Consider the following 24,361-nt stretch of genomic DNA (forward strand, 5'->3'; position numbering starts at 1 on the left):
TTTGAACAATAGCAACGGATATGCTATAATATTTCTGTTAATTATGAATGCAGCAGAGGTTCCTGACGTATGGTTAATGTATATTCACTGGTCGAACAATTTTATGAAGAAAACAGCGTTGCCCAGCAGATTGTCCCGCAGGGGGCAGTAGAGGCTTATTTGCGGCGCAATGCCTGGCATGGAGCAGAGGATGAGGATCTGAAACGCATTTGGGGCGTGATCTCCCTGCTTATTGAATATGTGGATCAGCTGAATCTATATTCGTTGGCATCGCTGACGGTCTACGATTATCAGGAAATCATCTATCGTTATGCCAGCGCCCAACCGGATTTCATGCTGGCAGAAGCAGATGTGAATAAATTCTTTGCCGTGGCAGACAAGTTCTATGCTTATCTGCAACGCACGCAAAAAGCAGAGGACTATCGCCCAGGCTTGACGGCGGCCAAGGAGTCCCTGTATGAGGGGGGCTATTTCTTTTTGCCGGATCGTCGGGACGGGGATGAGTTCTACAGTTCTTTGGAACATATGGAGGAAGTGCCCGCTGAAACCATGCAGCGCTTGAACAAGATGCTGGATTCCCTGCTGCATAAAGTGGACGATTATTACAAGCAGCAGCCCTTTCGCCGGGATATGGACCGGGCCATGACCATGTATGCCGGGCCGGATTATGATGGCAATGACGGCATGACGGCTGATGAACGGCATAACTTCTGGTTTGGCTTCTGGGACTTTTTCCTGTTCGATTATCATCTGATCGGTTCTGATGATGTGCCGCTGCGTTATTATTATGAGCGTGAGCGGGAGAAATTATCCACTTCAGAACAGGATATTCTGCGGGATCTGCTGCGGTCGAAATTCACCGTGTTCCGCATCGAGTCAGTGGGCGAGGATTTCGTGGCCTGCCGGGATTTCTTTACGGGTGAGACTTTCGATTTGCCCGTGCCGGAATTGGCCATTGGCAATTACAATACCTGTCTGCTGTACGGTCATATCCATTCCCACGGGGTGATGCTGCTCAATTACATCACATCCCTGCAGGCCAGTCCGAAGCTGCAGAAGCGGATGCGGGATGTGATCCTGCGGCAGTTCGAGCTGTTCAAGTGCCAGAGCCCGCAGGCGGAGATACCGGATTTCTTCGCCCGCCATGCAGGCGTTGTGCGGCATACCTTGCAGATATTGGTGAATTATGCCCAATTGAATGTGCTGAAAAGCCGCCATATCACACCGTCGGTGGAAGATAATCCGGAGGTGCAGGAGCAGTTTGCGGCGGATATCGATATGCTGAAACGGGTGGCCCGGCATGTGGGGTTCAGCCGGTTTGAAATCAAGCTGCTGCTGAAATTCTTTACGGATTATGTGACGGTAGCGGCCATTGAGAAAACAGATGATATCATGATTACGGCGCTGATTCTGCAGTTTGCTCAACTCAACGGCGTGCAGCTGGCGAATCAGACGGAAATCTATGAGCTGTTGGGCATTGACAGTGCCCGGGTAAAGGCGAATATGCAAAGGATTTGCAAGGCTTTAGGCTGTGAACTCTTTGATCCCCGCTATCTGACGGAGGAAGCCTTTATCAGAAGTCTTTATTATTGAAGAAAACGAGGTGAAAGCCATGGAACAGGAAGAGAGCAAGGTACGCGTCATGTCTCCGGATGAGCGCAACGCCTATGATGGGATAACCATTGAAGAAGGCGGCGACAGTCAGGAGTCCCGTTACCAACGCAGTTATGATGGCCGGGGGGTCGGCCGGGGTTTCCAGATCCATACCTTCGGCTGGAAAGATCTGCTGTTCGGTCAGAAGAATATGTTCCAGCGGGTGTTGATGGTGGTCGGGATTGCGGCGGTGCTGGCCTTCCTGTTTTTTGTGGCTTTGCCGGTGATTATCGTGATGCTGGGTGTGGGCGTGGCTGTATGGCTCGTGCTGCAGCTGTTCTTGGGAAAATAAGGGGGAATTGCGATGGATTTTCTGGGAATTGCCGATGAAGAATTTATCCGTCAGGATGTGCCGATGACCAAGCAGGAAATCCGGATTCTGAGCCTCGTAAAGGCGCAGATTGCTCCGGATGCGGTTGTTTATGATATCGGTGCAGGCACTGGTTCCATTTCCATTGAAGCGGCCAGGATGGCGCCGCAGGGGGAGGTTTATGCCATTGAGCGGGAAACGGCTGGCATCAATCTGATCCGGGCCAATGCCGCCAATTTTGCCGTGAGCAATGTGCGGGTAATCCAGGCGGAGGCTCCGGATGGATTAGCTGATCTGCCGGAAGCAGATGCTATCCTGATCGGTGGCAGCGGCAGCCGGCTGCCGGAGATTTTGGCGGCAGTAACGCCCAAACTGAAGGCCAAAGGCCGCTTAGTGCTGAATTGCATTACGGTGCAGACGCTGATGCAGTGTATTGAGTTCATGCGGGAGCACTCCGATATCTATGTTTATGAAGCGATACAGGTGCAGGTAACCAGGTTGCAGCAGGTGGGAACTTACGATATGGCGAAGGCTAACAATCCGATTTACATCGTCACCTGCTGGAAAAAATAAGAGGAGAGGGATTTTAGGATGGTACATATTGTGGGAGCAGGCCCGGGAGATCCGGAGCTGATTACGGTCAAGGGCGCTAAGTATCTGAAGGAAGCGGATGTCGTTATCTATGCGGGTTCATTGGTGAACCCGGCGTTGTTGGATCTTTGCCGCGAGGATGCGCAGATTCATAACTCCGCCTCCATGACGCTGGATGAAGTGGTGGAAACCATTGAACAGGCGGAAAAAGAAGGCAAGATGACGGTGCGCCTGCATACGGGAGATCCTTCCGTTTACGGCGCCATTCAGGAACAGATGGATGCATTCAAAAAGAAAGGCATTGACTTTGATATTGTTCCGGGGGTCAGCTCCTGCTTTGCCACGGCGGCAGCCCTGCAGCAGGAATATACCCTGCCGGGCATCAGCCAGACGGTGATCATCACCCGCAACGAGGGCCGCACGCCGGTGCCGGAGGCGGAAAAACTCCGCAGCCTGGCCCAGCATCAGTCTACCATGTGCATTTACCTGTCCATCACCATGCTGGACAAGGTGGTGGAAGAATTGATGGCAGGGGGCTATCCTGCTGATACGCCCATTGCCATCGTGCAGCGGGCTTCCTGGCCGGAACAGAAGATCGTGCGGGGCACGCTCCAGACGATTGTCAAGGATATTGAGGGCAAAGATATTGACCGTACGGCCATGATCGTGGTCAGCCATTGCCTGGGGGCAGATTATGACCTGTCCCGCCTCTACGCGCCGGAGTTTTCTCATATGTTCCGAAAGGCTGTGAAGTGATGCGATTAGCTTGTATGGCGCTCACCGAGCAGGGCTTGCAGCTGGCACAGACCATCCGTCAGTGTCTGGATCAGTATGTGGATATCTATGTCAGCGAAAAACTGGCACCGGATGATGCAAGCAAAAAGAAACTGCAGGTATATACCTTCCATAAGCTTAGCGAAGCAGTGGAGAATAATTTCACTGCTTATGAAGGTCTGATCTTTGTCATGGCCACGGGCATCGTGGTACGTACTTTGGCACCGCTGCTCAAGGATAAGTTGACTGATCCTGCGGTGGTGGTGTTTGACGAACAGGGCAAGCATGGCATCAGCCTGCTGTCCGGTCATGTGGGCGGGGCTAATGAACTTACCCGTCAGCTTTGCCAGGCCATTGGTGCTGGCCCGGTGATCACCACGGCTACAGATGTCAATGAACTGCTGGCGCCGGATGTGCTGGCGACAAGATTAGGCTTGCGTCCCTGGCCGAAGGTGCGGATCAAGACCATGAATGCTGGCTTGCTGGCAGGTAAAAAAATCCACTGGCGCATCGACCGTACCCTGCCCCATAGTGTGTTCTATAAGCGTAAATTGGAGCAGTATGGACAGTCAGCCGATTTATGTGTGACTAGTCAGCTGTTGGCAGTGCTTCCCGAGGAAAGGGAGCAGCTGGAAGTGGTCATCATGGGGAACAGCAGCTTGCCGGAACTGGCAGATCTGCCCCAAAACATCCTCTGTTTGACGCCGCGCAAGCTGATTGCCGGTGTGGGCTGCCGCAAGGGAACGCCCGCGGCGCTGGTGATGTCGGCTCTCGATATGGCCTGCCGCATGATTGGCTGGGATCGCTCCTTTATTGACGAACTGGCCAGCACCATTGTGAAGAAACATGAAGCGGGGATTATTTACGCCGGGGACAGCCTCGTGCGCCCGGTGAAGTTTTATGATAATGAAAAGATGGCTCAAATGATTGAGGCACATCAGCTGGAAGAATCGGCCTTTGTCAAGAAACATATCGGCATTGGCAATGTATGTGAGGCGGCAGCCTATTGCTCCGCAGGTGAGCGGGGCGGCAGACTGGCGCTTAGAAAAACGAATTTTGAAAAGGTAACGGTGGCATTACTATGGGAAAAATAACAGTAGTAGGCATTGGCCCGGGCAGTCTGCTGGACATGACGCCCCGGGCGCGGCAGGCCATTGAGTCTGCAGAAGTGATTGCCGGTTATAATACCTATATCAAGTTGATTGAAGAACTATTGGGTGACCGCAAGGTCATCGGTACGGCCATGATGCAGGAAATCGATCGCTGCCGTATGGCTGTGGATGAAGCAGCTGCCGGTCATGATACGGTGGTGGTATCCAGCGGCGATGCCGGGGTTTACGGCATGGCCGGCCTGGTGTTGGAACTTGTTCTGCAGCAGCCGGAAGACAAGCGTCCGGAATTCGGCGGCGTGATTGCCGGGGTTTCGGCAGTCAATGCGGCCGCTTCGGTGCTGGGCGCGCCATTGATGCATGACTTTGCTGTGATCAGCCTGTCGGATCTGCTGACGCCCTGGGAAACCATCGAGAAGCGTATCGAGATGGCGGCGCAGGGGGATTTTGTCACGGCCCTCTATAATCCCAAGAGCAAGAAGCGCGTTGAGAATATCGAGCGCGTGCGGGAGATCATGCTGAAATGCCGCAGGGCGGATACGCCTGTGGGCATTGTGACTGCCGCCAGCCGTGATGGTGAAGGCAAGATCATTTCCACGCTGGAAGACTTCACCAAGGAAGAGATCAATATGTTCTCGCTGGTCATCATCGGCAACTCCATGACCTATGTGAAGGACGGCTATATGATTACGCCCCGTGGCTATGGCAATAAGGAGCCAGGTTTATGATTTTTGTCGTGGCAGGGACGCAGGACGGCAGGGAAATCGCCAAAATGCTTTTGGAAAAAGGCTATGATGTGGCGGCTTCGGTGGTGAGCCGTTATGGTGGGGAACTGTTGGCCCATGCCTGCGGGCAGAAGTGTCTGATCAACGATAAGCCTCTGGATGAGGCGGCCTTGCAGGCCTATATGCAGGAACATGATATTTCCCTGCTGGTGGATGCCAGTCATCCCTATGCGGCCAATGTTAGTGCCAATGCCATCAAGGCCTGCGCAGCTTTGGATATTCCTTATATCCGCTATGAGCGCGACCTGGCGGAATTGACCTATGATAAGATCGCTGTGGTGCACAGCTACGAAGAAGCAGCTCAGGCCGCAGCCAACCTGGGCAGAAAGATTTTCCTGACTACGGGCAGCCGTAATCTGGAAAAATTTGTCCAGAGCCCTGCCCTGCAGGAATGTGAACTGACGGCCCGAGTCCTGCCTACGGCGGAAGTCATTGATCTGTGCGAAAAAGCAGGCCTCGATGCCGGTCATATTGTGGCGCTGCAGGGCCCCTTTTCTAAGGCGCTCAATGTGGAATTGTTCCGTAAATATGAGGCCGAGGTCATCATTACCAAGAACAGCGGCACGATTGGTGGCACGGATACGAAGTTTGCTGCAGCTGCCGAACTGGGCCTGCCTATTGTGTTGATTAACCGTCCCAAGTTGGCATATCCGCGTTTGACACACACGTATGCAGAGATTCTGGACTTTGCGCAAGAATGTTATCGTAAATAATTTCTGTACCAAATGGTATTTTTCTGCTATAGTAGATTAATATTATTTCGCGAAGTTTTCGAGGTGGATTATGAAAATCTCAACCAAGGGCAGATATAGTGTGACGGCGCTTTATGAATTGGCCCGTCACTATGGTGAAGGCCCGGTGTCGTTAAAGAGTGTGGCGCAGAGTCAGGGGCTGTCGGAAAATTATCTGGAACAGCTTATGGTTCCTCTGCGGCGGGGCGGCCTTGTGCAGAGTATCCGCGGGGCGCAGGGCGGTTATATGCTGGCTAAGAGTCCGACGGAAATCACCATTGGGGCGATTATCACCACGGTGGAAGGCCCCATTGCGGTGGTGGATTGTCTTTTGGCTGAAGCCGGGGCCGCGGAGCAGAAATGTGCCAAGGCCTGCGGCTGTGTGACCAGAGGTGTTTGGGAGCAGGTATGCGACAGCATCAGTCAGGTGTTGGAAAACATTACGCTGCAGACATTGCTGGACAATGCTAAAGGAAAAGAGAATATTGGCTGCGCCGTCAGTTGATTGCAAGCCCTCCCTGGTGGAGGGCTTTTGCTATGGCCAAAAAAAATTTGTATTACGGGGGTGATTTATGTATAATGATGTTTAGCAGTGTTTTCAAGGCACTTTAATATAAGGGAGGAATTTTCAGTATGATAGGAGACATGTTACGTTCCGAACGAGAACGTCAGAATCTGACAATTCAGGACATTGCAAAGGGCACCAGCATTCGCGCCCTTTATATAGAGGCCATTGAAAATGGCGAGTACGACAAGCTGCCGGGGAAGGTATATGCCAAGGGCTTTATCCGCAACTATGCCAATTTCCTGAAGATGGATGCCGATGCCATCGTGCACCGGTTCATGGAGGAGAATCATCCGGAGGATGTGGCCGCAGCGGAAGAGGCAAAACAGCAGTTGGCTGAGGCCGAGGTGCAGAATAAGGAAGAAGTGAAACAGAAGCTGGCTATGGGCAGTGAATACCAGGAGAAGGTTTCCTCGCCCAGCAATCGTTCCAACAATCTGCTGATTGCACTGATTGTGCTGCTGGTAGCAGGCGGGGCTTATTATCTCTTTGCCATGGATGACAGCAATGCACCCAAGCAGCCGACCAAGGCTGTAACCCAGACGGCCAAGGCACCAGCCAGTGCGGAGAAAAAGGCGGAGGAGCCGAAGGAAGCACAGCCGGTCAAGACGGATGGTGTTGAACTCGTGGCCAAGTTTACGGATAAATGCTGGACGCAGGTTGTCGCTGACGGCAAGACTGTTTACGAAGGCACGATGGAATCCGGTAAGACGGAGACCTGGAAGGGCAAGGATAAAGTGGTGATCACCGCTGGCAACGCCGGTGCTGTGGAGATGAAGGTTAACGGCAAGGATATGGGCAAGGCTGGCAACGTCGGACAGGTTGTGGAAAAGACGTTCACAGCGGATGGTCAGGCTGCTGATGCTGCAGCTGCCGATAAGAAGGATAGCAAGTAATAATGAAGGAATTTTTGCCAATCAGCAAACAGGATATGGAAGAGCGGGGCTGGGAACAGCTGGACTTTGTGTTTGTGTCCGGGGATGCCTATGTGGATCATCCCAGCTTTGGCCCGGCCATTCTTTGCCGTTTGCTCGAGAAGCATGGCTATAAAGTAGGAATCATTCCCCAGCCGGACTGGCATTCTACCAGGGATTTTGACCGCCTGGGAAAACCACGGCTGGGTTTTCTTGTCTCTGCAGGGAATATGGATTCCCTGCTCAACAAGTTCACGGCGGCCAAGAAGATGCGTCATCAGGATGCCTATTCGCCGGGGGGAAAATCCGGTTACCGTCCTGAACGGGCCACCATTGTCTACTGCAACCGTCTGCGGGAGCTCTATCCCGATGTGCCCATCATCATCGGCGGCATCGAGGCCAGCCTGCGGCGTTTGGCTCATTACGATTACTGGTCCAATGCCGTGCGCCGTTCCATTTTGGTGGACAGCGGCGCCGATATGCTGATCTTCGGCATGGGCGAGCGGGCGCTGCTGGAAGTGGCCGCAGATCTGCAGCAGGGCGTGGAAATCGGCAATATTCAGGATGTGCAGGGTACCTGCTATAAGGTGCCCAATATGGACTATGTCTGGGATCATCTGCCCTTGCCTTCTTATCAGGAAGTGTCCACGGATAAGCGTAAGTTTGCGGAGTCTTTCAAGCTGGAGTATCTGGAACAGGATGCCTTCCGCGGGCGCAAGCTGGCCCAGCAGAATGACGAGTGGTGCGTGGTGCAGAACCCGCCGGCCAAGCCGTTGAATGAAGAGCAGATGGATGAGATTTACGATTTGCCCTATATGCGCACCTGGCATCCCATCTACGACAAGGATGGCGGCGTGCCGGCTATTGCCGAGGTGCAGTTCAGCCTGGCCAGCCAGCGGGGCTGTTTCGGCGGCTGCAACTTCTGCGCCATTATATCCCATGAGGGGCGGATCATCCAGCGGCGCAGCCATAGGTCATTGATTCGTGAAGCGAAGATCCTCACCCAGCAAAAGGGCTTCAAGGGTTATATCCATGATGTGGGCGGTCCTACGGCTAATTTCCGCCGTACCAGCTGCGATGATCAGCTATTGCGTGGTACCTGCCGGGGCAAGCCCTGCCTGTCCCCAATTCCGTGTCAGAATCTCGTGGCTGACCATAGCGACTATATCAAGCTGCTGCGGGAACTGCGGGCGATTCCGGGGGTAAAGAAGGTCTTTGTGCGCTCCGGTGTGCGTTTTGACTATCTGCTGCTGGCCAAAGATGAATTCTTGCAAGAACTCTGTGAACATCATATCAGCGGCCAGCTCAAGATTGCCCCGGAGCATATTACCGACCGGGTAACCCGCATGATGGGCAAGAGCAACCGCAAGGTCTATGAACGTTTTGTGGATAAGTTCACGGCCATGAACAAGAAATTGGGCAAGAAGCAGTATCTGGTGCCCTATTTCATGTCCAGCCATCCCGGTTCCCACCTGGAAGATGCCATTGAACTGGCGGAGTTCATTCGGGACAAGGGCTATCATCCCCAGCAGGTGCAGGATTTCATCCCCACACCGGGAACTCTTTCCACCTGCATGTGGTATACGGGGATTGATCCCTTGACGGGAGAAGCTGTGTATTCGGCTAAATCCCCGGAGGACAAGTTGATGCAGCGGGCTTTGATGCAGTATTGGCTGCCGAAGAATCAGGCCATTGTGCGCAAGGCCCTGACCATTGCCGGGCGTACGGATCTGATTGGCTTTGACAAGAAATGTCTGGTCAGACCGGCTGGCAATGATAGGTCAAAAACTGACAAGTCAAGGTCTGACAAGTCAAAAACTGACCGGTCAAGATCGACCAATCAGCGGTCAAACAGGCCGAAAAATAAAGTGATAAAGAAGGTGCGGCGATGAAATGCCCATATTGTAAAGAAAACGACAGTCGAGTAATAGATTCCAGATCAGCAGACGATGGGGCAACCATCCGCCGCCGCCGGGAGTGCACCTCCTGCGGCCGCCGTTTCACCACCTATGAAGTGGTGGAAAAGCAGCCGTTGATGGTCATCAAGAATGATGGCCGCCGGGAGGTCTTCAAGCGGGACAAGATACTGAATGGTATCATCCGTGCCTGCGACAAGCGGGATATTTCCTTGGAGAGAATTACGAATCTGGCCAATGAAATCGAGCGGGATATCCGCAACAGCATGGAACAGGAAGTCAGCACGGCTGAAATAGGCAAGCTGGTCATGAGCAAACTCAAGAATTTCGACGAGGTGGCCTATATCCGCTTCGCTTCGGTTTACCGGAAGTTTGCGGACATCAGCAGCTTCATGGAGGAGCTGCAGGAGCTGCAGGCCCATAAGCAGGCAGCGGAAAAAGAGTAAGGTTTGAAGTGAGTTAAAGGAGAAAGGCATTTGGCTTGGGAGCTGAAACAGGAGTTAAAGGAACAATTGGCAGCGGAGGAAGGTTATTACCGTTATCCCTTGGGCACGCGTCTGCCCGTGGCACTGGCCTATCCCAATTCCTATTTTGTCGGCATGTCCAATCTGGGGCTGCATATCATTTACGATCTCTTGAACAAGCGCAGCGATACGGCCTGTGAGCGGGTGTTCCTGCCCGAGCGCAAGAGCATCGAGCGCTATGAGAATACCCGTACGCCGCTGATGAGCGTGGAAAATCAGCTGCCTTTGCAGCAGTTTGCCATGATTGCCTTTGTGCTCTCCTTTGAAATGGATTACTTTCATGTCATCAAGATGCTGGAGCTGGGCAAGGTCAGGGTGCGGGCAGCGGAGCGGGGAGATATGGACCCGCTGGTCATTGCAGGCGGCCCCTGTGCCACCTTTAACCCGGAGCCGCTGTCGGCCGTGATTGACGCTTTTATTATCGGTGAGGGCGAAGTCATTATGCCGGCATTGATGGATGTGTTCTATCAGGCCAGGAGCGAGGGCGTTTCCCGTCAGGAAATGCTGCAGCGGCTGGCAAAGGTGCCTGGTGTCTATGTGCCTTCCCTTTATGAGCACAGCTATGGGGAAGATGGCGGCTTATTGGACATCAAACCGCTGGCTGGAGCGCCGGCCCGGGTTTCCCGTCAGTGGGTGCAGGATCTCGATGCGTACCCGGCCCATACCGTGGTGCGCACGGAAAATACGGAATTCAATTTCTACCTGATTGAGACTGCCCGGGGCTGTGGCCGCCATTGCCGTTTCTGCATGGCCGGTTATTGCTTCCGCCGTCCCCGCAACCGTTCCCTGGGCGTGGTGACGCGGGAGGTAAGAGAGGCCCTGCAGTATAAGAAGCGTATTGGCCTGATGGGGGCGGCGATTTCCGATTATCCGGAAATCAACGAGCTCTGCAAGGATATTCTGGGTGAGGGTTTGTCCATGTCCGTGGCCTCCTTCCGGGCGGACTCCGTGACGCAGGAACTGGTGGATTCTCTGGCTGAAAGCGGCCTCAAGACCTTGACCATGGCCCCGGAAGCGGGCAGCAGCCGCATGCGGGCCATCATCAACAAGGGCATTGAGGAAGAGCATCTGTTCAATGCCATGGATATGGGCCTGCAGGCCGGCATCCGTCATTTCCGCCTCTATATCATGATTGGCCTGCCCTTCGAACAGGATGAAGATGTGGAAGCCATCGTGGATCTGGCCGGACGTCTCAAGGACTATATGGAGGAGCATGGCAGCAAGGGAACCTTGACGCTCAGTGTCAATCCTTTCATTCCCAAGCCCTTCACCCCCTTCCAATGGCTGCCCATGGCGGATAAGAAATATGTGGAAAAAGCTGCGAAAACCTTGACACAGGGCCTGCGTAAGCGCAAAAATATTATTGTGGGCGTGGAATCGCCCAAAGAAGCTTTCATTCAGGGCGTGCTGGCCCGGGGGGACCGGCAGGTGGGCGAGGCTCTGCTGCTGGCCTGTGAGAACGGCGGCAGCAAGTCCTTCAAGCGGGCCATGAAGGACTGCGGCCTGTCCATGGACGATTATCTTTACCGGCAGCGGGAAGCCGACGAGCTTTTCCCCTGGGAGGCTCTCGATATGGGCTTCAGCCGGGAATACATCTATCAGGAAATGAAGAAAGCAGAAGAATTGAAACCAACCATCCAGTGCTTTGACGGCTGTCATCGCTGTGGTGTATGTGGATAATAAAGGCAAATGATGGGGTGAGCGGATGAGTTTTGCAATTGAACATCTGGGCAATAATCTGTGGCGGGGGAAGTTCACTTCTTTCGCGGAAAATATCTGCCAGCACGCTTTTTCAGCACGATTGGGCGGTGAGAGTGTCAAACCTTACAAGGGGCTCAATATGGCCCTGCATGTGGGAGACGAAGCCGATATCGTCTGGGAGAACCGCCAGCGATTCTTCCAGGCACTGGAGCTGAAGGCTGAGAAACTGGTGACGCCGCAGCAGGTGCATGGGGCGAACATACAGGTGGTGACTGCCGCTGATGCCGGCCGCGGGGCAAGGGCTTATGATGATGCCATTGCAGATACCGATGCCCTGATCACCAACGAGCCGGGGCTGCCGCTGATGCTCTGTTTTGCCGACTGCGTGCCGGTCATCTTCCTCGATCCGGAGAAAAAGGTTGTGGGCATTGCCCATGCAGGCTGGAAGGGGACTGTAGCGAAAATTGCGCGGGAAACGGTCTGGCGCATGCAGGAGGAGTTCGGTTCCGATCCGGCAGATATCCTGGCGGGAATCGGCCCTTCCATCGGCCCCTGCTGTTTTGCCGTAGGTGAGGATGTGGCAGAGAAATTCCGTGAGGCATTTCCCAAGAACGCCGATACCATAATTTCTGCGCGGCAAGGGCAGCTTTATGTCAACCTTTGGGAAGCCAACCGCCTGCAGCTGCTGGAGACGGGGATTCCCAAGGAGAATATCGAAATGGCCGACACCTGTACCGACTGCCAGCACCAGTGGTTCTATTCCTATCGGGCCGAAGGTGGGCAGACCGGGCGCATGGCCGCCATAATCGCACTGAATCAGTACTAATGGATTTCTATCAGGGGTGAGTGTTTTGGGGCAGGAAATAGCAGAGCGTTATCAAAATGTTGCAGCAAAGATTGAAGCAGCCAGACAGCGGCGCACTACCGTGCCAAAGGATGCAGCGGTCACCTTGGTGGCGGTGACGAAGAATCACGATACTGCCGCCATGCGGGAGGCCATTGATGCCGGTGCCACGGATGTGGGCGAGAACCGCGTGCAGGAAGCCAAGACGAAATTTGCCGAGATTGGCAACTGCGTGACCTGGCATCTGATTGGTCATCTGCAGACCAACAAGGTGCGGCAGGCAGTGAAGTTTTCTGACCTGATCCACTCGGTGGACAGCCTGCATCTGGCGGAAGCCATCAACAGCGAGGCTGCCAGGATCGATAAAGTCCAGGATATCCTGGTGCAGGTGAATCTGGCCAAAGAGGAAAGCAAGTCCGGCATCTATAAGGAGGATCTGCTGGCTGATCTGCAGGCCATAAACGCCCTGCCGAATCTGCGCCTGCGGGGGCTGATGTGCATGGCACCGAACTACGAGGATGTGGAACTATGCCGCCCGCTTTTCCGGGAAATGTATAAAATTTTTCAGGACGTACAGGAATTAGACCTGCCAACGTCGAATATTGATACGTTATCGATGGGTATGACTCACGATTACGAAATAGCCGTGGAAGAAGGCGCCAATATGGTGCGGGTAGGCACAGCCATCTTTGGGCCGCGCCAATATTAATGAAGGGGAATAGTCATGAGTATAATCGATAAAGTCTGTGGAAAGATGGGACTGATGGACCCGGCGGATGAAAGGTTGGATTCCATCGAGGAAAGATTGAAAGAAGACCGGGATTACGAACCGGAAGAAGAGGAAGAGAGTTTTGACATGAGCCATGAACGCAATGAGAGCGCCCGGAATGTGGTAGATTTCCAGTCAGCAGCTTCGGCCCGGGAGAATAATACAGTAACCAATATGAAGATGAAGGTCATCGTCATCGAACCCAAGACCTTTGACGATGCCCAGCAGGTGGCCAATAACCTGCGGGAGAAGAAGCCCGTGGTCATCAACTTCGAAAAGACCGAAGCAGATGATGCCAAGCGCATCATCGACTTTATCAGTGGCACTACCTATGCCCTGAACGGCGAGATCAAGAAGGTGGGGCATAATGTCTTCCTGTGTGCACCCAGCAATGTCAACGTGAGCTACACGGAAGAAGAGAAGAAGGTTTCGGCAGAGATGCCCTGGCTGAAAAAATAAGGGGCAGGTTCGAATATGGCAAGTGAACAAAAAGAAAAACTGATTCGGTTCTATAAAGGCACCGAAGGCGAAGAAATCGTCATCAAATTGGTAGATCTGGCTGAAAATATCCTGCGCACCCAGAAGTTCCGCATTTCTGGCTTCCTCGATCCCTTTGGTCAGGAAATCGCCGAAACCGTGGCGGCCAACTATGGTAATATCCGCGTGGATTTTGCGGGCGGTTATCAGGGGGCAGAACGGGCCAGAGCCATCTTCATCCATGAGGACTTTGCCGGTACCCCCACCAGCTTTGGCATTGATTGCATCGAAGCCAAGTGGAACGGCCAGTTCGCCCGGCTCAGCCATCGTGATGTGCTCGGCGCCCTCATGGGGCAGGGCATTGAACGGGACACCATCGGTGACCTGTTGGTGACCAATGATTCCGTGAAGATCATCTGCGAGGAGAAGATGGCAGATTTCCTGCTGGCGAACCTCGATAAGATCGGCGCTGTGGGCGTGGAATGCCAGCGTGCGGATCTCAGTTCCATCGCGCCAAAAGAGGAGCGTTGCAAGGAGATCCGTGCTACGGTGGCATCCCTGCGCGTGGACTCCATCGCCGCCGCCGGCTTCGGTTCCTCCCGCAGTAAAGCGGCTTCTGATATCGCCGCTGACAAGCTCAAGATCAACTGGCAGCCCGCCAAGAGTGCTTCCCAGAATGTCAAGGAAGGCGACATCCTCTCCATGCGCGGCAGAGGCCGGCTGGAAGTGGCTGAGGTCAGAGGTACGACGAAAAAAGGCCGTACGGTTGTGGTTTTGAAACGATATTTATAATTTTTTTTATAGATAGGGGATAATAGTTTTGCTTACACCAATGGACATACACAACAAGGATTTTAAGCGGAGTTTCCGTGGTTACAATGAGGATGAAATCGATGATTTCCTGGATCAGGTGGTCAATGACTACGAAAAGCTCTTCCGGGAAAATGACCGCTTGAAAGAGGAATTATCCCGGGCTAAGAAGGACAATGAACAGTATCAGCAGCTGGAGCAGAATCTGAAGGATACGCTTCTCGTGGCTCAGAAGACGGCGGAGGAAGTAACCAGCAATGCCCGCAAGAATGCGGAGGAATCCCGGGAAAACACGGCCAAGGAATGTGCCAACAAGGTGCAGGAAGCTGAGATGAAGGCCGACAAGATCATCGAGGATGCCAAGAAGAAAGCACAGGTGATTGTAGAGGAATACGATCGTCTCGTGCGGGAGAAGAACAACTTCCTGCGGAAGATCAAGGTAACGCTGGAATCGGAACTGGCTGTGATCGATGATACCATGTCCCAGCTGCCAGACCCGGAAAAGGAAGAGCGGGAGAAGAAGACCATGGGCACGCAGGCAGAAGCCCTGCAGAAAGCCCTGAACGATCATCAGGCTGTTCCTTATGAAGCGCAGGAACTGACGAAGAAGGAAGATGACGTGAACAAGCAGGAGGGGTAAGCGTATATAGATGGCTGGAGGATTGTTTTTTGTACTGCTGGCCTTGGATCAGCTGATTAAGTTACTGGTTATGACCACCATGACGCCGGGGGAAAGTGTTCCGGTTATCAAGGGCATCTTTCACATCACCTATGTATTGAATCCGGGGGCGGCTTTTGGCATGCTGCCTCATCAAAGCTGGTTCTTTATCCTGGCTGGCGCAGCAATGATTGCTGCGTTTTGCTTTTATTATCCGCGATTGAAGCGTCAATGCGGATATTTCCATTATGGCTGCGTGGCGCTGCTGGCCGGCGCTGTGGGAAATCTGATTGACCGTATCCGCAGCGGCCTCGTGGTGGACTATTTTGACTTCCGCATCTGGCCGGTGTTCAATATCGCAGACATCGCCATCGTGCTGGGGGTTATCAGCATGATTTATGCCATACTCTACAAGGAAAAGGAAATGGATGAATAATATGGAACCTGTTGTATTTACCGCAGAGGAAAAGGGGCAGCGGCTGGACGTGTTCGTGGTGGAAAAATGCCCGGAGCTATCCCGTTCCCATGTGCAGAAACTCATTGAACAGGCTCATGTGCTGGTGGATGGTGCGCAGCGCAAGGCGAATTTCAAGCTGCGGGGTGGCGAGGCTGTGCAGGTGGCTTTGCCGGAAGCGGAACCCATCAGCGTAGAACCTGAGGACATACCCTTGGACATTCTCTATGAGGACAAGGATATCATCGTGGTCAACAAGGCCCGGGGCATGGTAGTGCATCCCGCGTCCGGCGTGTATAGCGGCACCCTGGTCAATGCGCTTTTGCATCACTGTCAGGATTTATCCGGCATCAATGGGGAAATCCGCCCGGGCATCGTGCATCGGCTGGACAAGGATACCAGCGGCGTGATGGTCTGTGCGAAAAATGATACGGCCCATCTGGATCTGGCCGAACAGATTCGCACGAAAGCTGCTCATCGCACTTATTGGGCCATTGTCTATGGCAACATCAAGGAAGAAGCGGGCATCATCAAGGGCGATATCGGCCGTCATCCCACTGACCGTAAGAAGATGGCCATCGTCCGGGAAAACGGCAAACCGGCCGTTACTCATTTCAAGGTGCTGGAGCGTTTCGGGGAGTATACGCTGGTGGAGTGCAAGCTGGAAACGGGGCGTACCCATCAGATCCGCGTCCATATGAATAGCATTGGCCATCCCTTGGTCAATGATCCCAAATACGGGCCGAAAAAATCCTCGCCCTTTGCAATCCAGGGACAGGCACTGCATTCTTTGCAGCTGACCTTGACACATCCTGTCACCAGGGAAGAAATGACATTTACAGCACCTTTGCCAACTGATATGGAGAAGATTCTGACCGGCTTGCGCAACAAACGCGCCAAGGCCGCACAATAAGAGGAGGCGTCATTATGCCAGAGTTTACCGATAAGACCATCCTGATGGATAGCGAAGGAATCCGCCGTGCCCTTACCCGTATCTCCCATGAAATCGTGGAGAAGAACAAGGGCGTGGAAAATATCGTGCTCGTGGGAATCCGCACCAGAGGTGTGCCCATTGCAGAAAGATTAGCAGAATATATCGAAAAGATTGAAGGGAAAAAACCGCCGGTAGGGGTACTGGATATCACCCTCTATCGTGATGATCTGTCCACTTTGGGCTATCAGCCGGTTGTGCGCCCCACGGAACTGCCGGTGGATATCACGGGCAAGACCATTGTCCTGGTGGATGATGTGCTCTATACGGGCCGTACGATCCGGGCTGCACTGGATGCCATCATCGACAATGGCCGTCCCAAGACCATTCAGCTGGCTGTGCTGATTGATCGGGGACATCGGGAACTGCCCATCCGTGCGGACTTCGTGGGTAAGAATGTGCCAACTTCCTCCAAGGAAGTCGTCAGCGTACAATTGGATGCCACAGATGCAACGGAAAATGTCATGCTGCGCGAAATCAAAGAATAAAAGATTGCCCTGGCTGGTTATGGATTTGACTTGTCAGGGCATTTTTCACGTGAGTAGGCGTAAAAAGTAGTTTATTTACGCGAAATATGATAAGATAGTTATGTTTGTGTGTTTATACGCAAAGCATATATGAATTTCAAAAATAGGGGGACTTATTTTATTATGGCAAGATTATTTGGTACTGATGGTGTACGCGGTGAGGCTAATGTGGATCTGACACCGGAGCTGGCTTATCGTCTGGGCCGTGCGGCTACGATTTACTTTGGTGGGGAAAATGGCGAGCAGCCGCTGATTCTTATTGGCCGCGACACCCGTCTGTCCGGTGAGATGTTTGAGGCCGCTCTGACTGCCGGTATCTGCTCTGCTGGTGGTCGCGCCATGCTGGCTGGCGTGATCCCGACGCCGGCAATTGCCTACCTGGCCCGCCGTCACAAGGCCAAGGCTGGTATCGTGATTTCCGCTTCCCACAATCCGTTCCATGACAACGGCATCAAATTCTTTGGTGGCGATGGCTACAAGCTGCCGGATGCTGTGGAAGACGAGCTTGAGGCCATTGTGCATCAGCTGGAAAATGACGACAATCTGGCCCGTCCCACGGGGGAACATATCGGTCATATTGAATATCGTACTGACCTCCTGAACCAGTATATCGAGTTTGTCATCAGCACCTGCCAGGAACGCTTTGACGGCATGAAAGTGGTGCTGGACTGCTCCAATGGTGCTGCCTACGAGGTTATGCCCAAGGTCCTGCGCGAACTCGGCGCCAAGGTCAAGGTCATCCATGCCCTGCCCAATGGTGTCAACATCAACGACAACTGCGGTTCCACCCATATGGAATCCCTGCAGAAAGCTGTGGTGGAAAACAATGCCGACTTCGGTATCGCTCATGATGGTGACGCTGACCGCTGCCTCTGCGTGGACGAAAAGGGCCAGATCATCGATGGCGACCATATCCTCGTGATGTGCGCTCAGGATATGATCAAGAAGGGCACCCTGCCCCACAAGACTGTCGTATCCACGGTTATGGCCAATATCGGTTTCCATAAGGCCATTAAGGAAGCGGGCGGCCGCGTGGAAGTAACGCAGGTGGGCGACCGTTATGTACTGGAAAACATGCTCAAGAGCGGCTATAAGATCGGCGGCGAGCAGTCCGGTCATATCATCTTCACGGATTACAGCACAACCGGGGACGGCCCCATCACGGCCCTGCAGGTTCTGTCCTCTCTGAAGCGCAGCGGCCGCAAGGCTTCCGAACTCACGGCGCTTATGACCACCTATCCGCAGCTGCTGGTCAACGTCCGCGTAGCCACCAAGGAAGGCTGGGAAAAGAATGAAGCCATCTCTGCCGCCATCGCCAAGGGCGAAGCTGAGCTGGGCAACGAAGGCCGTATCCTCGTGCGTCCCTCCGGCACGGAACCCTTGATCCGCGTCATGGCTGAAGGCCCGGATCAGGCCCAGCTGGACCGTATCTGCAACGAAATTGCCGATGTCGTGAAAAAAGAGCAGGGCTGATATGAAGAAAGCGATTTTATTTACAAGTTTTGGTGTGGCAAGTGAACAGGCCCGCCATAGCTGCATCGATGCAGCCGCCCAGCGGCTGCAGGCGGCCTTTCCGGACGTAACAGTCCGGCAGGCCTATACATCGGTGTTCATCAGGAAAAAGCTGGCGGCACAGGGCATCCATGTGGATTCCCTGCCGGAAGCTCTGGAACGCTTGCAGGCGGATGGCTTCACGCAGGTAATCATCCAGCCGGGTTATTTGACGGCCGGGGAGGAATATGAGAAGAAGGTTCTGCAAGTCGCGGCAAAATACCAGCAGGTCTTTGAGCGGCTGCTGATTTCCCGCCCGATTATGGAGAAAAATGAGGATAGCGCAGATGTGCTCTCGGTGCTGGAAGAGATTTTTTCGTTGGCTCCGGGAGAGGAACTGGTGCTGGTGGGGCATGGTTCGCCCCATCAGCATAATCCTGCTTATGAAAATCTGCAGAAATTGGCAGATAAGGAGGGAGTTCCACTGCATATCGGCGTGATCGAGCCCACGGATACCCCTGATTTTGCCGAGGTGCTGACCAGATTGCAGAAGAAGGGCGTGGAAAAAATTCTGCTGGCACCTCTGCTGCTTTCCGGTGGCAGCCATGTAAATGAGGATATTGCAGGGCCTGCCGAAGATTCCTGGCTCAATCGCCTGCGGGCTGCCGGTCTGACCGTGCGTACCAGGCTGCAGGGGCTGGGGGAATTTACAGCTTTTCAGCAGCTTTATGTCAAGCGGCTGCAGGAATGGGATTTTTGAACATTTGCTAATAATCTGCTAATAAAGGGTATTTCTATTTTTATAAATATGGGTTATAATAATCAAGTGTAAGTCTATCAAAATAAGGCAAGGGGTGCCTAAAAATTGAATGAGGTGAGTATATGTCACAACCTGTAACAACCAATCCGTTGATCATCATGCTGATCAACATGACAGTGGTGTTCCTGGTGCTGATAGCTCTGGGCGTGGTCATCAATCTGATCCATATGATTGATCCCACCAAGCCGAAGACGGCACCAAAGGAGGAAGTGGTGGAAGAAGCACCGGCGGTGGAAGCTCCTGCAGCTGAACCCGTGACTGCACCTGTGGAAGAGGGGATTTCTCCAGAGGTAGTAGCCGTGATTGCGGCCGCTGTAGCCAGCATGGGCTATGGGGCAGGCAGTGTCCGGGCCATTCGTCCTCTGGAGCGTAACAACTGGAAAAATTCCGGCCGCATACAGGGCCGGGGCTAAGGCAGGGAAGGAGGAATTATTATGGAATTATTGAATGCATTTGTCGTTTCCCTGCAGGCTGTTTGGGCTGACAGCGGTTTTTCCGCTTTCACCATGGGCAATGGCATTATGATTCTCGTTGGTCTGTTGCTTCTCTATATGGCTATCGTCAAGGAATTTGAGCCGCTGCTCTTAGGGCCTATCGCCTTTGGCTGTGTGCTGGCAAACTTCCCGCGTACGGGTTTCTTCACGGATCCCGGTCTGATGCAGGCCATTCACTATGGTATCGAAAATGAGATTTTCCCGCCGTTGATTTTCTTAGGCATTGGCGCGATGACGGACTTCGGCCCGCTGTTGGCGCGTCCTGTTACCCTGCTTTTGGGTGCAGCTGCGCAGATTGGTGTGTTTGTCGCTCTCGTAGGTGCCATGCTTTTAGGTTTCACGGTACAGGAAGCTGGCGCTATCGGCATCATCGGTGGTGCTGACGGCCCGACGGCCATCTACCTGTCCATCCAGATGGCACCGCATCTCTTAGGCGCTATCGCCGTAGCTGCTTATTCCTACATGTCGCTGGTGCCGCTGATCCAGCCGCCGGTCATGAAGCTTTTGACCACGCAGAAAGAGCGTGAAGTGGCGATGGAACAGCTCCGCCCGGTCACGAAGTTCGAGCGCGTCTGCTTCCCGATTGTGGCTGCTATCATCATCAGCCTGCTCCTGCCGCCTATCGCATCACTGCTGGGCTGCCTGATGCTGGGTAACCTTTTCCGTGAGTCCGGCGTTATGGATCGTCTGTCCGATACGGCCCAGAACTCCCTGTGCAACATCGTCACGATTTTCCTGGCTACCGGTACCGGTATGACTATGAATGCTGATGACTTCCTGCGCACGGAAACCCTGCTGATCATCGGTCTGGGCCTTGTGGCCTTCATCGCTGGTACGGCTGGCGGCGTCCTCTTCGGCAAGATCATGTGCCGTCTGTCCGGCTGGAAAATCAATCCGCTGATTGGTTCCGCTGGTGTATCCGCTGTGCCTATGGCTGCCCGCGTCAGCCAGGTTGTGGGCATGAAGGCCAAACCGGGCAACTACCTGCTGATGCATGCTATGGGCCCGAATGTGGCAGGCGTTATCGGTACGGCTGTTGCTGCTGGTACTATGCTGGCCATGCTCAAGTAAATGAAATCGCAATAAAAAAAGAGGCATTTGCCTCTTTTTTTATTGCGATTTTACAGTTTCTTTTCGGTCAGTACCAAATCCAGGGCATTCAGCACATCATTGACATTTTCCTCAGTGATGACGAGCGGCGGCTGGAAGGCCATGACATTGCGGTCTACGCCGTTCTTGCCAATGATGAAACCGCGGTCTTTGAGGGTTTCCAATACATCATCGAGGACTTCCGGTGCCGGACTGCCATCGGCGTGGATGAATTCCGCGCCGTCCATCAGGCCAAGGCCGCGCACATCACCGATAACGGGATGCTTCTTCTGCAGCTCCCGCAGGCCGCTTCTGAGCTGCTTACCGCGGGCGGCGGCATTTTCCATAAGCTTGTGTTCTTCGATATAATCGAGAACCGCCATAGCTGTAGTGGAGGACACCGGGTTGCCGCCGAGCGTCGAAGCACCGGGACGGGTATAGGTGTCGGCAATCTTGGCTGTGGAGATGAAGGCCGAAATCGGCGCGCCATTGCCCAAAGCCTTGGCCATGCACATGATATCGGGCACCACGTCATAATTCTCGATGGCGAACATCTTGCCGGAGCGGGCAAAGCCCGTTTGTACCTCATCGATGATCAGCAGGGTGTTGTACTGGTCGAGGATTTCCTTGACGCGCTTGAAGTAGCCTTTCGGCGGTACCACGCAGCCGGCGTTGCCCTGAATGGTTTCGGCGATGAAAGCGCCGGGCTTGCCGGAGGTAGACGTCTTGATGAGGTCTTCAATGGCATTGGCGCAGGCGTAATCGCATTCCGGGAACTTCTTGTTCATGGGGCAACGATAGCAGTTGGGATTGGGGGCAAAGTGAATGCCGCCAACGGGATTGGGGTCGGTGCGCCACATGGTAAGGCCCGTGACGCTCATGCCCAGCTTCGTGCGGCCATGGAGGCCATGGCGCAGGGCGATGATCTCGCTGTTGCCCGTGTAGACGGAAGCCAGCAGGAAGGCGCCCTCGGTGGCTTCGGAACCCGTGGAGCAGAAGAAGGATTTCTGCAGATCGCCGGGGGTGACTGCCGCCAGTTTTTCTGCCAGGTTCACGAAGTTTTCCGTCAGGTAGATATTGCAGACATGCTGCAATTCGTCAATCTGGGCCTTCATCTTTTCCAGGATTTCCGGATTGCAATGGCCGCAGTTCATGACGGACACGCCGGCATACATATCCAGATACTTCTTGCCCGTGCTGTCCCAAAGGTACTGCATGGAGCCTTTGACCATCTGGGCCGGCTTCTTGTAGAAGTGGCCCAGGCAGGGCATGATGTATTTTTTCTTTTTCTCGATAATGGCCTCAGGGCCAATGAATTTTTTGCTTTCCATAACGTTCCCCTTAAAATTTGTTAAATGGAATTGCGGCTCTGGCGGAACCGGTAGGTGCCGAGGCCCAGCTCGCGGGGGCCCTTCTGGAGCGTGACGAGGTCGTCTTCGTGGAAGGCTTCCTTGCCAGCGTCGAGGTTATCGAGCGCCGTGCGGTAGATGCGCGTTACCATGCCAGCAAATTCCGGGCTGTAATCCTGCGCTTCGATGCGGTAGGAACCGAGACCGTTGAACTTCTTGAGGTACGGATAGAGGCAGAGGTCCTTGGCAAAGTAGATATGGTTGCGGCCGAACTGGTCAATGCGCAGGGAGTGCTTTTCACCGGCCTTGTCGAGCAGAGCATAGCGGCGGTCGAGGACTTCCGGATTGTTCAGCTCGTTAAAGAAGGGCAGGCTCATGCCCGGGATGTTGTGGTCGCAGATCATGGACTCGTAGGAGCCGTGGACAACCACTTCGATGGGCAGCTCAGAGCTTTCCACGATTTCTCGCAGCTGCTCGAAGGAGAGCTCATAGGAAGCCGTGCCCATGGTCAGGCCATTTTCCTTGAGGAACTTGGCGGCCAGATGGTTGAAGAGGTTGAAGGACAGGTCTGCCTGGATGGGCAGGTTCGTCAGGCGCTTGGCCAGTTTCAAAGAGCCCAAGTTGCTGACCATAATGCCATCGGCCTTGAGTTCGGGCTGTTTCAGCGCCGTGAAGAACTGCTCGAGCTCGCCGCATTCCCGGCGCATGGTCGTGCGTGGCGTGTTGATGACAACCTTGGCCTTGCCCTTGGCATAGGCGATGACTTCGGCATAATCCTTGAGGCTCCAGGGCTTGTTGGGGCGGAAGGCTTCGCCGCCCACATAGACGATATCCGCGCCGTTGTCAATCACGGCCTTGGCCGCAGCTACGGTGTTCACCCGGACGCTTAACGTGCGGTGGGAGGCATTTTCTTTTTCGATATCCCGTTCCTGCTTGAGGATTTCGTCCTGGAAACCGGCTTCCTTCACCGCGTCGCTGAAGAAGCGAGGCTCTCGCTGACCGTCAAAGCCGATGTCCTTCTTGTCCGTAGCGCCGAAGGCAAAGGTGGTCGTGAAGTCACGGGCGCGGTTATCATAGAGGCTCTTCCAGCCTTCCTCGTCAGGCTGCCAGCCGGCAGGATCGGCGATATACTCGTCAATGGCCTTGCGGTAGGTGCTGACAATGCGGCGGATAAAAGGAGCCGGACGCATGCGGCCTTCAATCTTGAAGGAGAAAACGCCAGCCTGAATCAGCTGGGGGATATGGCGGTACATGCACATATCCTTGAGTGCCAGCTTGTAGGCACCTTCGCTGTCCTTGTCTAGAACTTCCCCAGTCTTTTCGTCAATAAGCTGATAAGCCCAGCGGCAGGGCTTCAGGCAGCGGCCGCGGTTGCCGCTCTGGCCGAAGAGCACCCCGGAGTGGATGCACTGACCGCTTTCGCTCATGCACATATCGCCATGCATGAAGTATTCCACCTCGATACCCGTGCGCTCACGGAACAAGGAGAGCTCAGACAGCGTCATCTCACGGCCGACAACCACGCGGGTGATGCCGTATTCCTTGAGCTTTTCGATGGCGTGCTCGTTGTGGGTGTTCATCATGACCGAAGTATGCACGGGAATCTTGATGCCCATTTCGTGAATGAGTTCCAGCACAGCGAAATCCTGTACGAGGATAGCATCCGGACGGATTTCATTGAGGTAGGTGAGGTATTCCCGCAGCGCCGGGATTTCTTCGTCGCTGATCAGATTGTTGAGCGTGATGTAGAGTTTCACGCCATGCTCATGGGTGTAGGCAATGGCCTTCTTGAGCATCTCATCATCGAAGTTGAAATCCCCTTCGTGCATGCGCATGTTGAAATGCTTGCCGCCCAAGTAGCAGGCATCAGCACCGGACTCCACCCCGGCCACCAAAGCGTCCCAGGTACCAGCCGGAGCCAGCAGTTCTACGGATTTACGATTCAGAATCATTTAATGACAAACTCCTTTATTGGATATAGTTTTTTATTATAAGTCCCAACTAATAAGTATAGC

The 24,361-nt window shown here is 53.8% G+C and carries 26 protein-coding genes; 24 read left to right on the forward strand and 2 right to left on the reverse strand.

Going from position 1 to position 24,361, the window contains the following annotated elements:
* Window positions 1–69: 69 nt before the first annotated feature.
* The 24 genes from SELR_RS04520 to SELR_RS04635 all read left to right on the forward strand — a co-directional run bounded on the left by SELR_RS04520 (window position 70) and on the right by SELR_RS04635 (window position 20,979).
* Window positions 70–1,593, forward strand: coding sequence for a hypothetical protein (locus tag SELR_RS04520; protein WP_014424021.1), 1,524 nt, complete (start codon window positions 70–72; stop codon window positions 1,591–1,593).
* Window positions 1,594–1,612: 19 nt separating this feature from the next.
* Complete coding sequence (locus tag SELR_RS04525; protein WP_014424022.1) at window positions 1,613–1,945, forward strand: hypothetical protein; 333 nt, start codon at window positions 1,613–1,615, stop codon at window positions 1,943–1,945.
* Between the two features lie 12 nt (window positions 1,946–1,957).
* Window positions 1,958–2,536: a precorrin-6Y C5,15-methyltransferase (decarboxylating) subunit CbiT gene (cbiT, locus tag SELR_RS04530; protein WP_014424023.1), complete on the forward strand. Its 579-nt coding sequence runs from the start codon at window positions 1,958–1,960 to the stop codon at window positions 2,534–2,536.
* Window positions 2,537–2,554: 18 nt separating this feature from the next.
* A complete protein-coding gene (cobM, locus tag SELR_RS04535; RefSeq protein ID WP_014424024.1) occupies window positions 2,555–3,310 on the forward strand; it encodes a precorrin-4 C(11)-methyltransferase in 756 nt (251 codons plus the stop codon).
* Window positions 3,310–4,422 carry a cobalt-precorrin 5A hydrolase gene (locus SELR_RS04540; RefSeq protein ID WP_014424025.1) on the forward strand — a complete coding sequence of 371 codons (1,113 nt, stop codon included), beginning with the start codon at window positions 3,310–3,312 and terminating at the stop codon, window positions 4,420–4,422. Before cobM ends, SELR_RS04540 begins: the two co-directional genes overlap by 1 nt.
* Complete coding sequence (gene cobJ / locus SELR_RS04545) at window positions 4,410–5,165, forward strand: precorrin-3B C(17)-methyltransferase (protein WP_014424026.1); 756 nt, start codon at window positions 4,410–4,412, stop codon at window positions 5,163–5,165. Before SELR_RS04540 ends, cobJ begins: the two co-directional genes overlap by 13 nt.
* Window positions 5,162–5,935: a precorrin-6A reductase gene (gene cobK, locus SELR_RS04550; RefSeq protein WP_014424027.1), complete on the forward strand. Its 774-nt coding sequence runs from the start codon at window positions 5,162–5,164 to the stop codon at window positions 5,933–5,935. Before cobJ ends, cobK begins: the two co-directional genes overlap by 4 nt.
* A gap of 70 nt (window positions 5,936–6,005) precedes the next feature.
* The gene (locus SELR_RS04555) at window positions 6,006–6,458 is read left to right on the forward strand and encodes an RrF2 family transcriptional regulator (protein WP_014424028.1); all 453 of its coding nucleotides are present in this window, start codon (window positions 6,006–6,008) and stop codon (window positions 6,456–6,458) included.
* A gap of 128 nt (window positions 6,459–6,586) precedes the next feature.
* Window positions 6,587–7,414 carry a helix-turn-helix domain-containing protein gene (locus SELR_RS04560; protein ID WP_014424029.1) on the forward strand — a complete coding sequence of 276 codons (828 nt, stop codon included), beginning with the start codon at window positions 6,587–6,589 and terminating at the stop codon, window positions 7,412–7,414.
* 2 nt (window positions 7,415–7,416) lie between these two features.
* Window positions 7,417–9,324 carry a YgiQ family radical SAM protein gene (locus tag SELR_RS04565; RefSeq protein ID WP_014424030.1) on the forward strand — a complete coding sequence of 636 codons (1,908 nt, stop codon included), beginning with the start codon at window positions 7,417–7,419 and terminating at the stop codon, window positions 9,322–9,324.
* Window positions 9,321–9,794, forward strand: a complete 474-nt coding sequence (gene nrdR, locus SELR_RS04570) for a transcriptional regulator NrdR (protein ID WP_014424031.1) — start codon at window positions 9,321–9,323, stop codon at window positions 9,792–9,794. Before SELR_RS04565 ends, nrdR begins: the two co-directional genes overlap by 4 nt.
* A 30-nt stretch (window positions 9,795–9,824) precedes the next feature.
* Window positions 9,825–11,552: a TIGR03960 family B12-binding radical SAM protein gene (locus tag SELR_RS04575; RefSeq protein WP_014424032.1), complete on the forward strand. Its 1,728-nt coding sequence runs from the start codon at window positions 9,825–9,827 to the stop codon at window positions 11,550–11,552.
* 25 nt (window positions 11,553–11,577) lie between these two features.
* A complete protein-coding gene (gene pgeF / locus SELR_RS04580; protein WP_014424033.1) occupies window positions 11,578–12,399 on the forward strand; it encodes a peptidoglycan editing factor PgeF in 822 nt (273 codons plus the stop codon).
* A 25-nt stretch (window positions 12,400–12,424) separates the two neighbouring features.
* The gene (locus tag SELR_RS04585) at window positions 12,425–13,126 is read left to right on the forward strand and encodes a YggS family pyridoxal phosphate-dependent enzyme (RefSeq protein WP_014424034.1); all 702 of its coding nucleotides are present in this window, start codon (window positions 12,425–12,427) and stop codon (window positions 13,124–13,126) included.
* A gap of 15 nt (window positions 13,127–13,141) precedes the next feature.
* Window positions 13,142–13,645: a cell division protein SepF gene (locus SELR_RS04590; protein ID WP_014424035.1), complete on the forward strand. Its 504-nt coding sequence runs from the start codon at window positions 13,142–13,144 to the stop codon at window positions 13,643–13,645.
* A gap of 15 nt (window positions 13,646–13,660) precedes the next feature.
* Window positions 13,661–14,455 (forward strand): YlmH family RNA-binding protein, encoded by a 795-nt coding sequence (locus SELR_RS04595; RefSeq protein ID WP_014424036.1) that lies wholly within the window; start codon window positions 13,661–13,663, stop codon window positions 14,453–14,455.
* Between the two features lie 28 nt (window positions 14,456–14,483).
* On the forward strand, window positions 14,484–15,113 hold the full coding sequence (locus tag SELR_RS04600) for a DivIVA domain-containing protein (protein ID WP_014424037.1): 630 nt from the start codon (window positions 14,484–14,486) through the stop codon (window positions 15,111–15,113).
* A gap of 10 nt (window positions 15,114–15,123) precedes the next feature.
* A complete protein-coding gene (gene lspA, locus SELR_RS04605) occupies window positions 15,124–15,567 on the forward strand; it encodes a signal peptidase II (protein WP_014424038.1) in 444 nt (147 codons plus the stop codon).
* Entirely contained in the window at window positions 15,560–16,498 is a 939-nt protein-coding gene (locus SELR_RS04610; RefSeq protein ID WP_014424039.1) for an RluA family pseudouridine synthase, read from the forward strand. Before lspA ends, SELR_RS04610 begins: the two co-directional genes overlap by 8 nt.
* A gap of 14 nt (window positions 16,499–16,512) precedes the next feature.
* Window positions 16,513–17,064: a bifunctional pyr operon transcriptional regulator/uracil phosphoribosyltransferase PyrR gene (gene pyrR / locus SELR_RS04615; protein WP_014424040.1), complete on the forward strand. Its 552-nt coding sequence runs from the start codon at window positions 16,513–16,515 to the stop codon at window positions 17,062–17,064.
* Window positions 17,065–17,226: 162 nt separating this feature from the next.
* On the forward strand, window positions 17,227–18,576 hold the full coding sequence (glmM, locus tag SELR_RS04620; protein ID WP_014424041.1) for a phosphoglucosamine mutase: 1,350 nt from the start codon (window positions 17,227–17,229) through the stop codon (window positions 18,574–18,576).
* A gap of 1 nt (window position 18,577) precedes the next feature.
* Window positions 18,578–19,354: a sirohydrochlorin cobaltochelatase gene (locus SELR_RS04625; RefSeq protein ID WP_014424042.1), complete on the forward strand. Its 777-nt coding sequence runs from the start codon at window positions 18,578–18,580 to the stop codon at window positions 19,352–19,354.
* A gap of 122 nt (window positions 19,355–19,476) precedes the next feature.
* Window positions 19,477–19,827, forward strand: coding sequence for an OadG family protein (locus SELR_RS04630; protein WP_014424043.1), 351 nt, complete (start codon window positions 19,477–19,479; stop codon window positions 19,825–19,827).
* 21 nt (window positions 19,828–19,848) lie between these two features.
* Entirely contained in the window at window positions 19,849–20,979 is a 1,131-nt protein-coding gene (locus tag SELR_RS04635) for a sodium ion-translocating decarboxylase subunit beta (protein WP_014424044.1), read from the forward strand.
* A 50-nt stretch (window positions 20,980–21,029) separates the two neighbouring features.
* On the opposite strand, the gene SELR_RS04640 is transcribed toward SELR_RS04635, so the two are convergent.
* Together SELR_RS04640 and SELR_RS04645 are read right to left on the reverse strand one after the other, a co-directional pair.
* Complete coding sequence (locus SELR_RS04640; RefSeq protein WP_014424045.1) at window positions 21,030–22,328, reverse strand: aspartate aminotransferase family protein; 1,299 nt, start codon at window positions 22,326–22,328, stop codon at window positions 21,030–21,032.
* A 20-nt stretch (window positions 22,329–22,348) separates the two neighbouring features.
* Window positions 22,349–24,298, reverse strand: a complete 1,950-nt coding sequence (locus SELR_RS04645; protein ID WP_014424046.1) for a peptidase U32 family protein — start codon at window positions 24,296–24,298, stop codon at window positions 22,349–22,351.
* Window positions 24,299–24,361 lie beyond the last annotated feature (63 nt).

Source organism: Selenomonas ruminantium subsp. lactilytica TAM6421, from assembly GCF_000284095.1.
Taxonomy (GTDB): domain Bacteria; phylum Bacillota; class Negativicutes; order Selenomonadales; family Selenomonadaceae; genus Selenomonas_A; species Selenomonas_A lactilytica.

What these genes read in the sequence shown, in the direction of transcription:
- SELR_RS04520 (WP_014424021.1), top strand. Translation starts at nt 70, where the DNA reads ATGGTTAATGTATATTCACTGGTCGAACAATTTTATGAAGAAAACAGC.
- SELR_RS04525 (WP_014424022.1), top strand. Translation starts at nt 1,613, where the DNA reads ATGGAACAGGAAGAGAGCAAGGTACGCGTCATGTCTCCGGATGAGCGC.
- cbiT (WP_014424023.1), top strand. Translation starts at nt 1,958, where the DNA reads ATGGATTTTCTGGGAATTGCCGATGAAGAATTTATCCGTCAGGATGTG.
- cobM (WP_014424024.1), top strand. Translation starts at nt 2,555, where the DNA reads ATGGTACATATTGTGGGAGCAGGCCCGGGAGATCCGGAGCTGATTACG.
- SELR_RS04540 (WP_014424025.1), top strand. Translation starts at nt 3,310, where the DNA reads ATGCGATTAGCTTGTATGGCGCTCACCGAGCAGGGCTTGCAGCTGGCA.
- cobJ (WP_014424026.1), top strand. Translation starts at nt 4,410, where the DNA reads ATGGGAAAAATAACAGTAGTAGGCATTGGCCCGGGCAGTCTGCTGGAC.
- cobK (WP_014424027.1), top strand. Translation starts at nt 5,162, where the DNA reads ATGATTTTTGTCGTGGCAGGGACGCAGGACGGCAGGGAAATCGCCAAA.
- SELR_RS04555 (WP_014424028.1), top strand. Translation starts at nt 6,006, where the DNA reads ATGAAAATCTCAACCAAGGGCAGATATAGTGTGACGGCGCTTTATGAA.
- SELR_RS04560 (WP_014424029.1), top strand. Translation starts at nt 6,587, where the DNA reads ATGATAGGAGACATGTTACGTTCCGAACGAGAACGTCAGAATCTGACA.
- SELR_RS04565 (WP_014424030.1), top strand. Translation starts at nt 7,417, where the DNA reads ATGAAGGAATTTTTGCCAATCAGCAAACAGGATATGGAAGAGCGGGGC.
- nrdR (WP_014424031.1), top strand. Translation starts at nt 9,321, where the DNA reads ATGAAATGCCCATATTGTAAAGAAAACGACAGTCGAGTAATAGATTCC.
- pgeF (WP_014424033.1), top strand. Translation starts at nt 11,578, where the DNA reads ATGAGTTTTGCAATTGAACATCTGGGCAATAATCTGTGGCGGGGGAAG.
- SELR_RS04590 (WP_014424035.1), top strand. Translation starts at nt 13,142, where the DNA reads ATGAGTATAATCGATAAAGTCTGTGGAAAGATGGGACTGATGGACCCG.
- SELR_RS04595 (WP_014424036.1), top strand. Translation starts at nt 13,661, where the DNA reads ATGGCAAGTGAACAAAAAGAAAAACTGATTCGGTTCTATAAAGGCACC.
- lspA (WP_014424038.1), top strand. Translation starts at nt 15,124, where the DNA reads ATGGCTGGAGGATTGTTTTTTGTACTGCTGGCCTTGGATCAGCTGATT.
- SELR_RS04610 (WP_014424039.1), top strand. Translation starts at nt 15,560, where the DNA reads ATGAATAATATGGAACCTGTTGTATTTACCGCAGAGGAAAAGGGGCAG.
- pyrR (WP_014424040.1), top strand. Translation starts at nt 16,513, where the DNA reads ATGCCAGAGTTTACCGATAAGACCATCCTGATGGATAGCGAAGGAATC.
- glmM (WP_014424041.1), top strand. Translation starts at nt 17,227, where the DNA reads ATGGCAAGATTATTTGGTACTGATGGTGTACGCGGTGAGGCTAATGTG.
- SELR_RS04625 (WP_014424042.1), top strand. Translation starts at nt 18,578, where the DNA reads ATGAAGAAAGCGATTTTATTTACAAGTTTTGGTGTGGCAAGTGAACAG.
- SELR_RS04630 (WP_014424043.1), top strand. Translation starts at nt 19,477, where the DNA reads ATGTCACAACCTGTAACAACCAATCCGTTGATCATCATGCTGATCAAC.
- SELR_RS04635 (WP_014424044.1), top strand. Translation starts at nt 19,849, where the DNA reads ATGGAATTATTGAATGCATTTGTCGTTTCCCTGCAGGCTGTTTGGGCT.
- SELR_RS04640 (WP_014424045.1), bottom strand. Translation starts at nt 22,328, where the DNA reads ATGGAAAGCAAAAAATTCATTGGCCCTGAGGCCATTATCGAGAAAAAG.
- SELR_RS04645 (WP_014424046.1), bottom strand. Translation starts at nt 24,298, where the DNA reads ATGATTCTGAATCGTAAATCCGTAGAACTGCTGGCTCCGGCTGGTACC.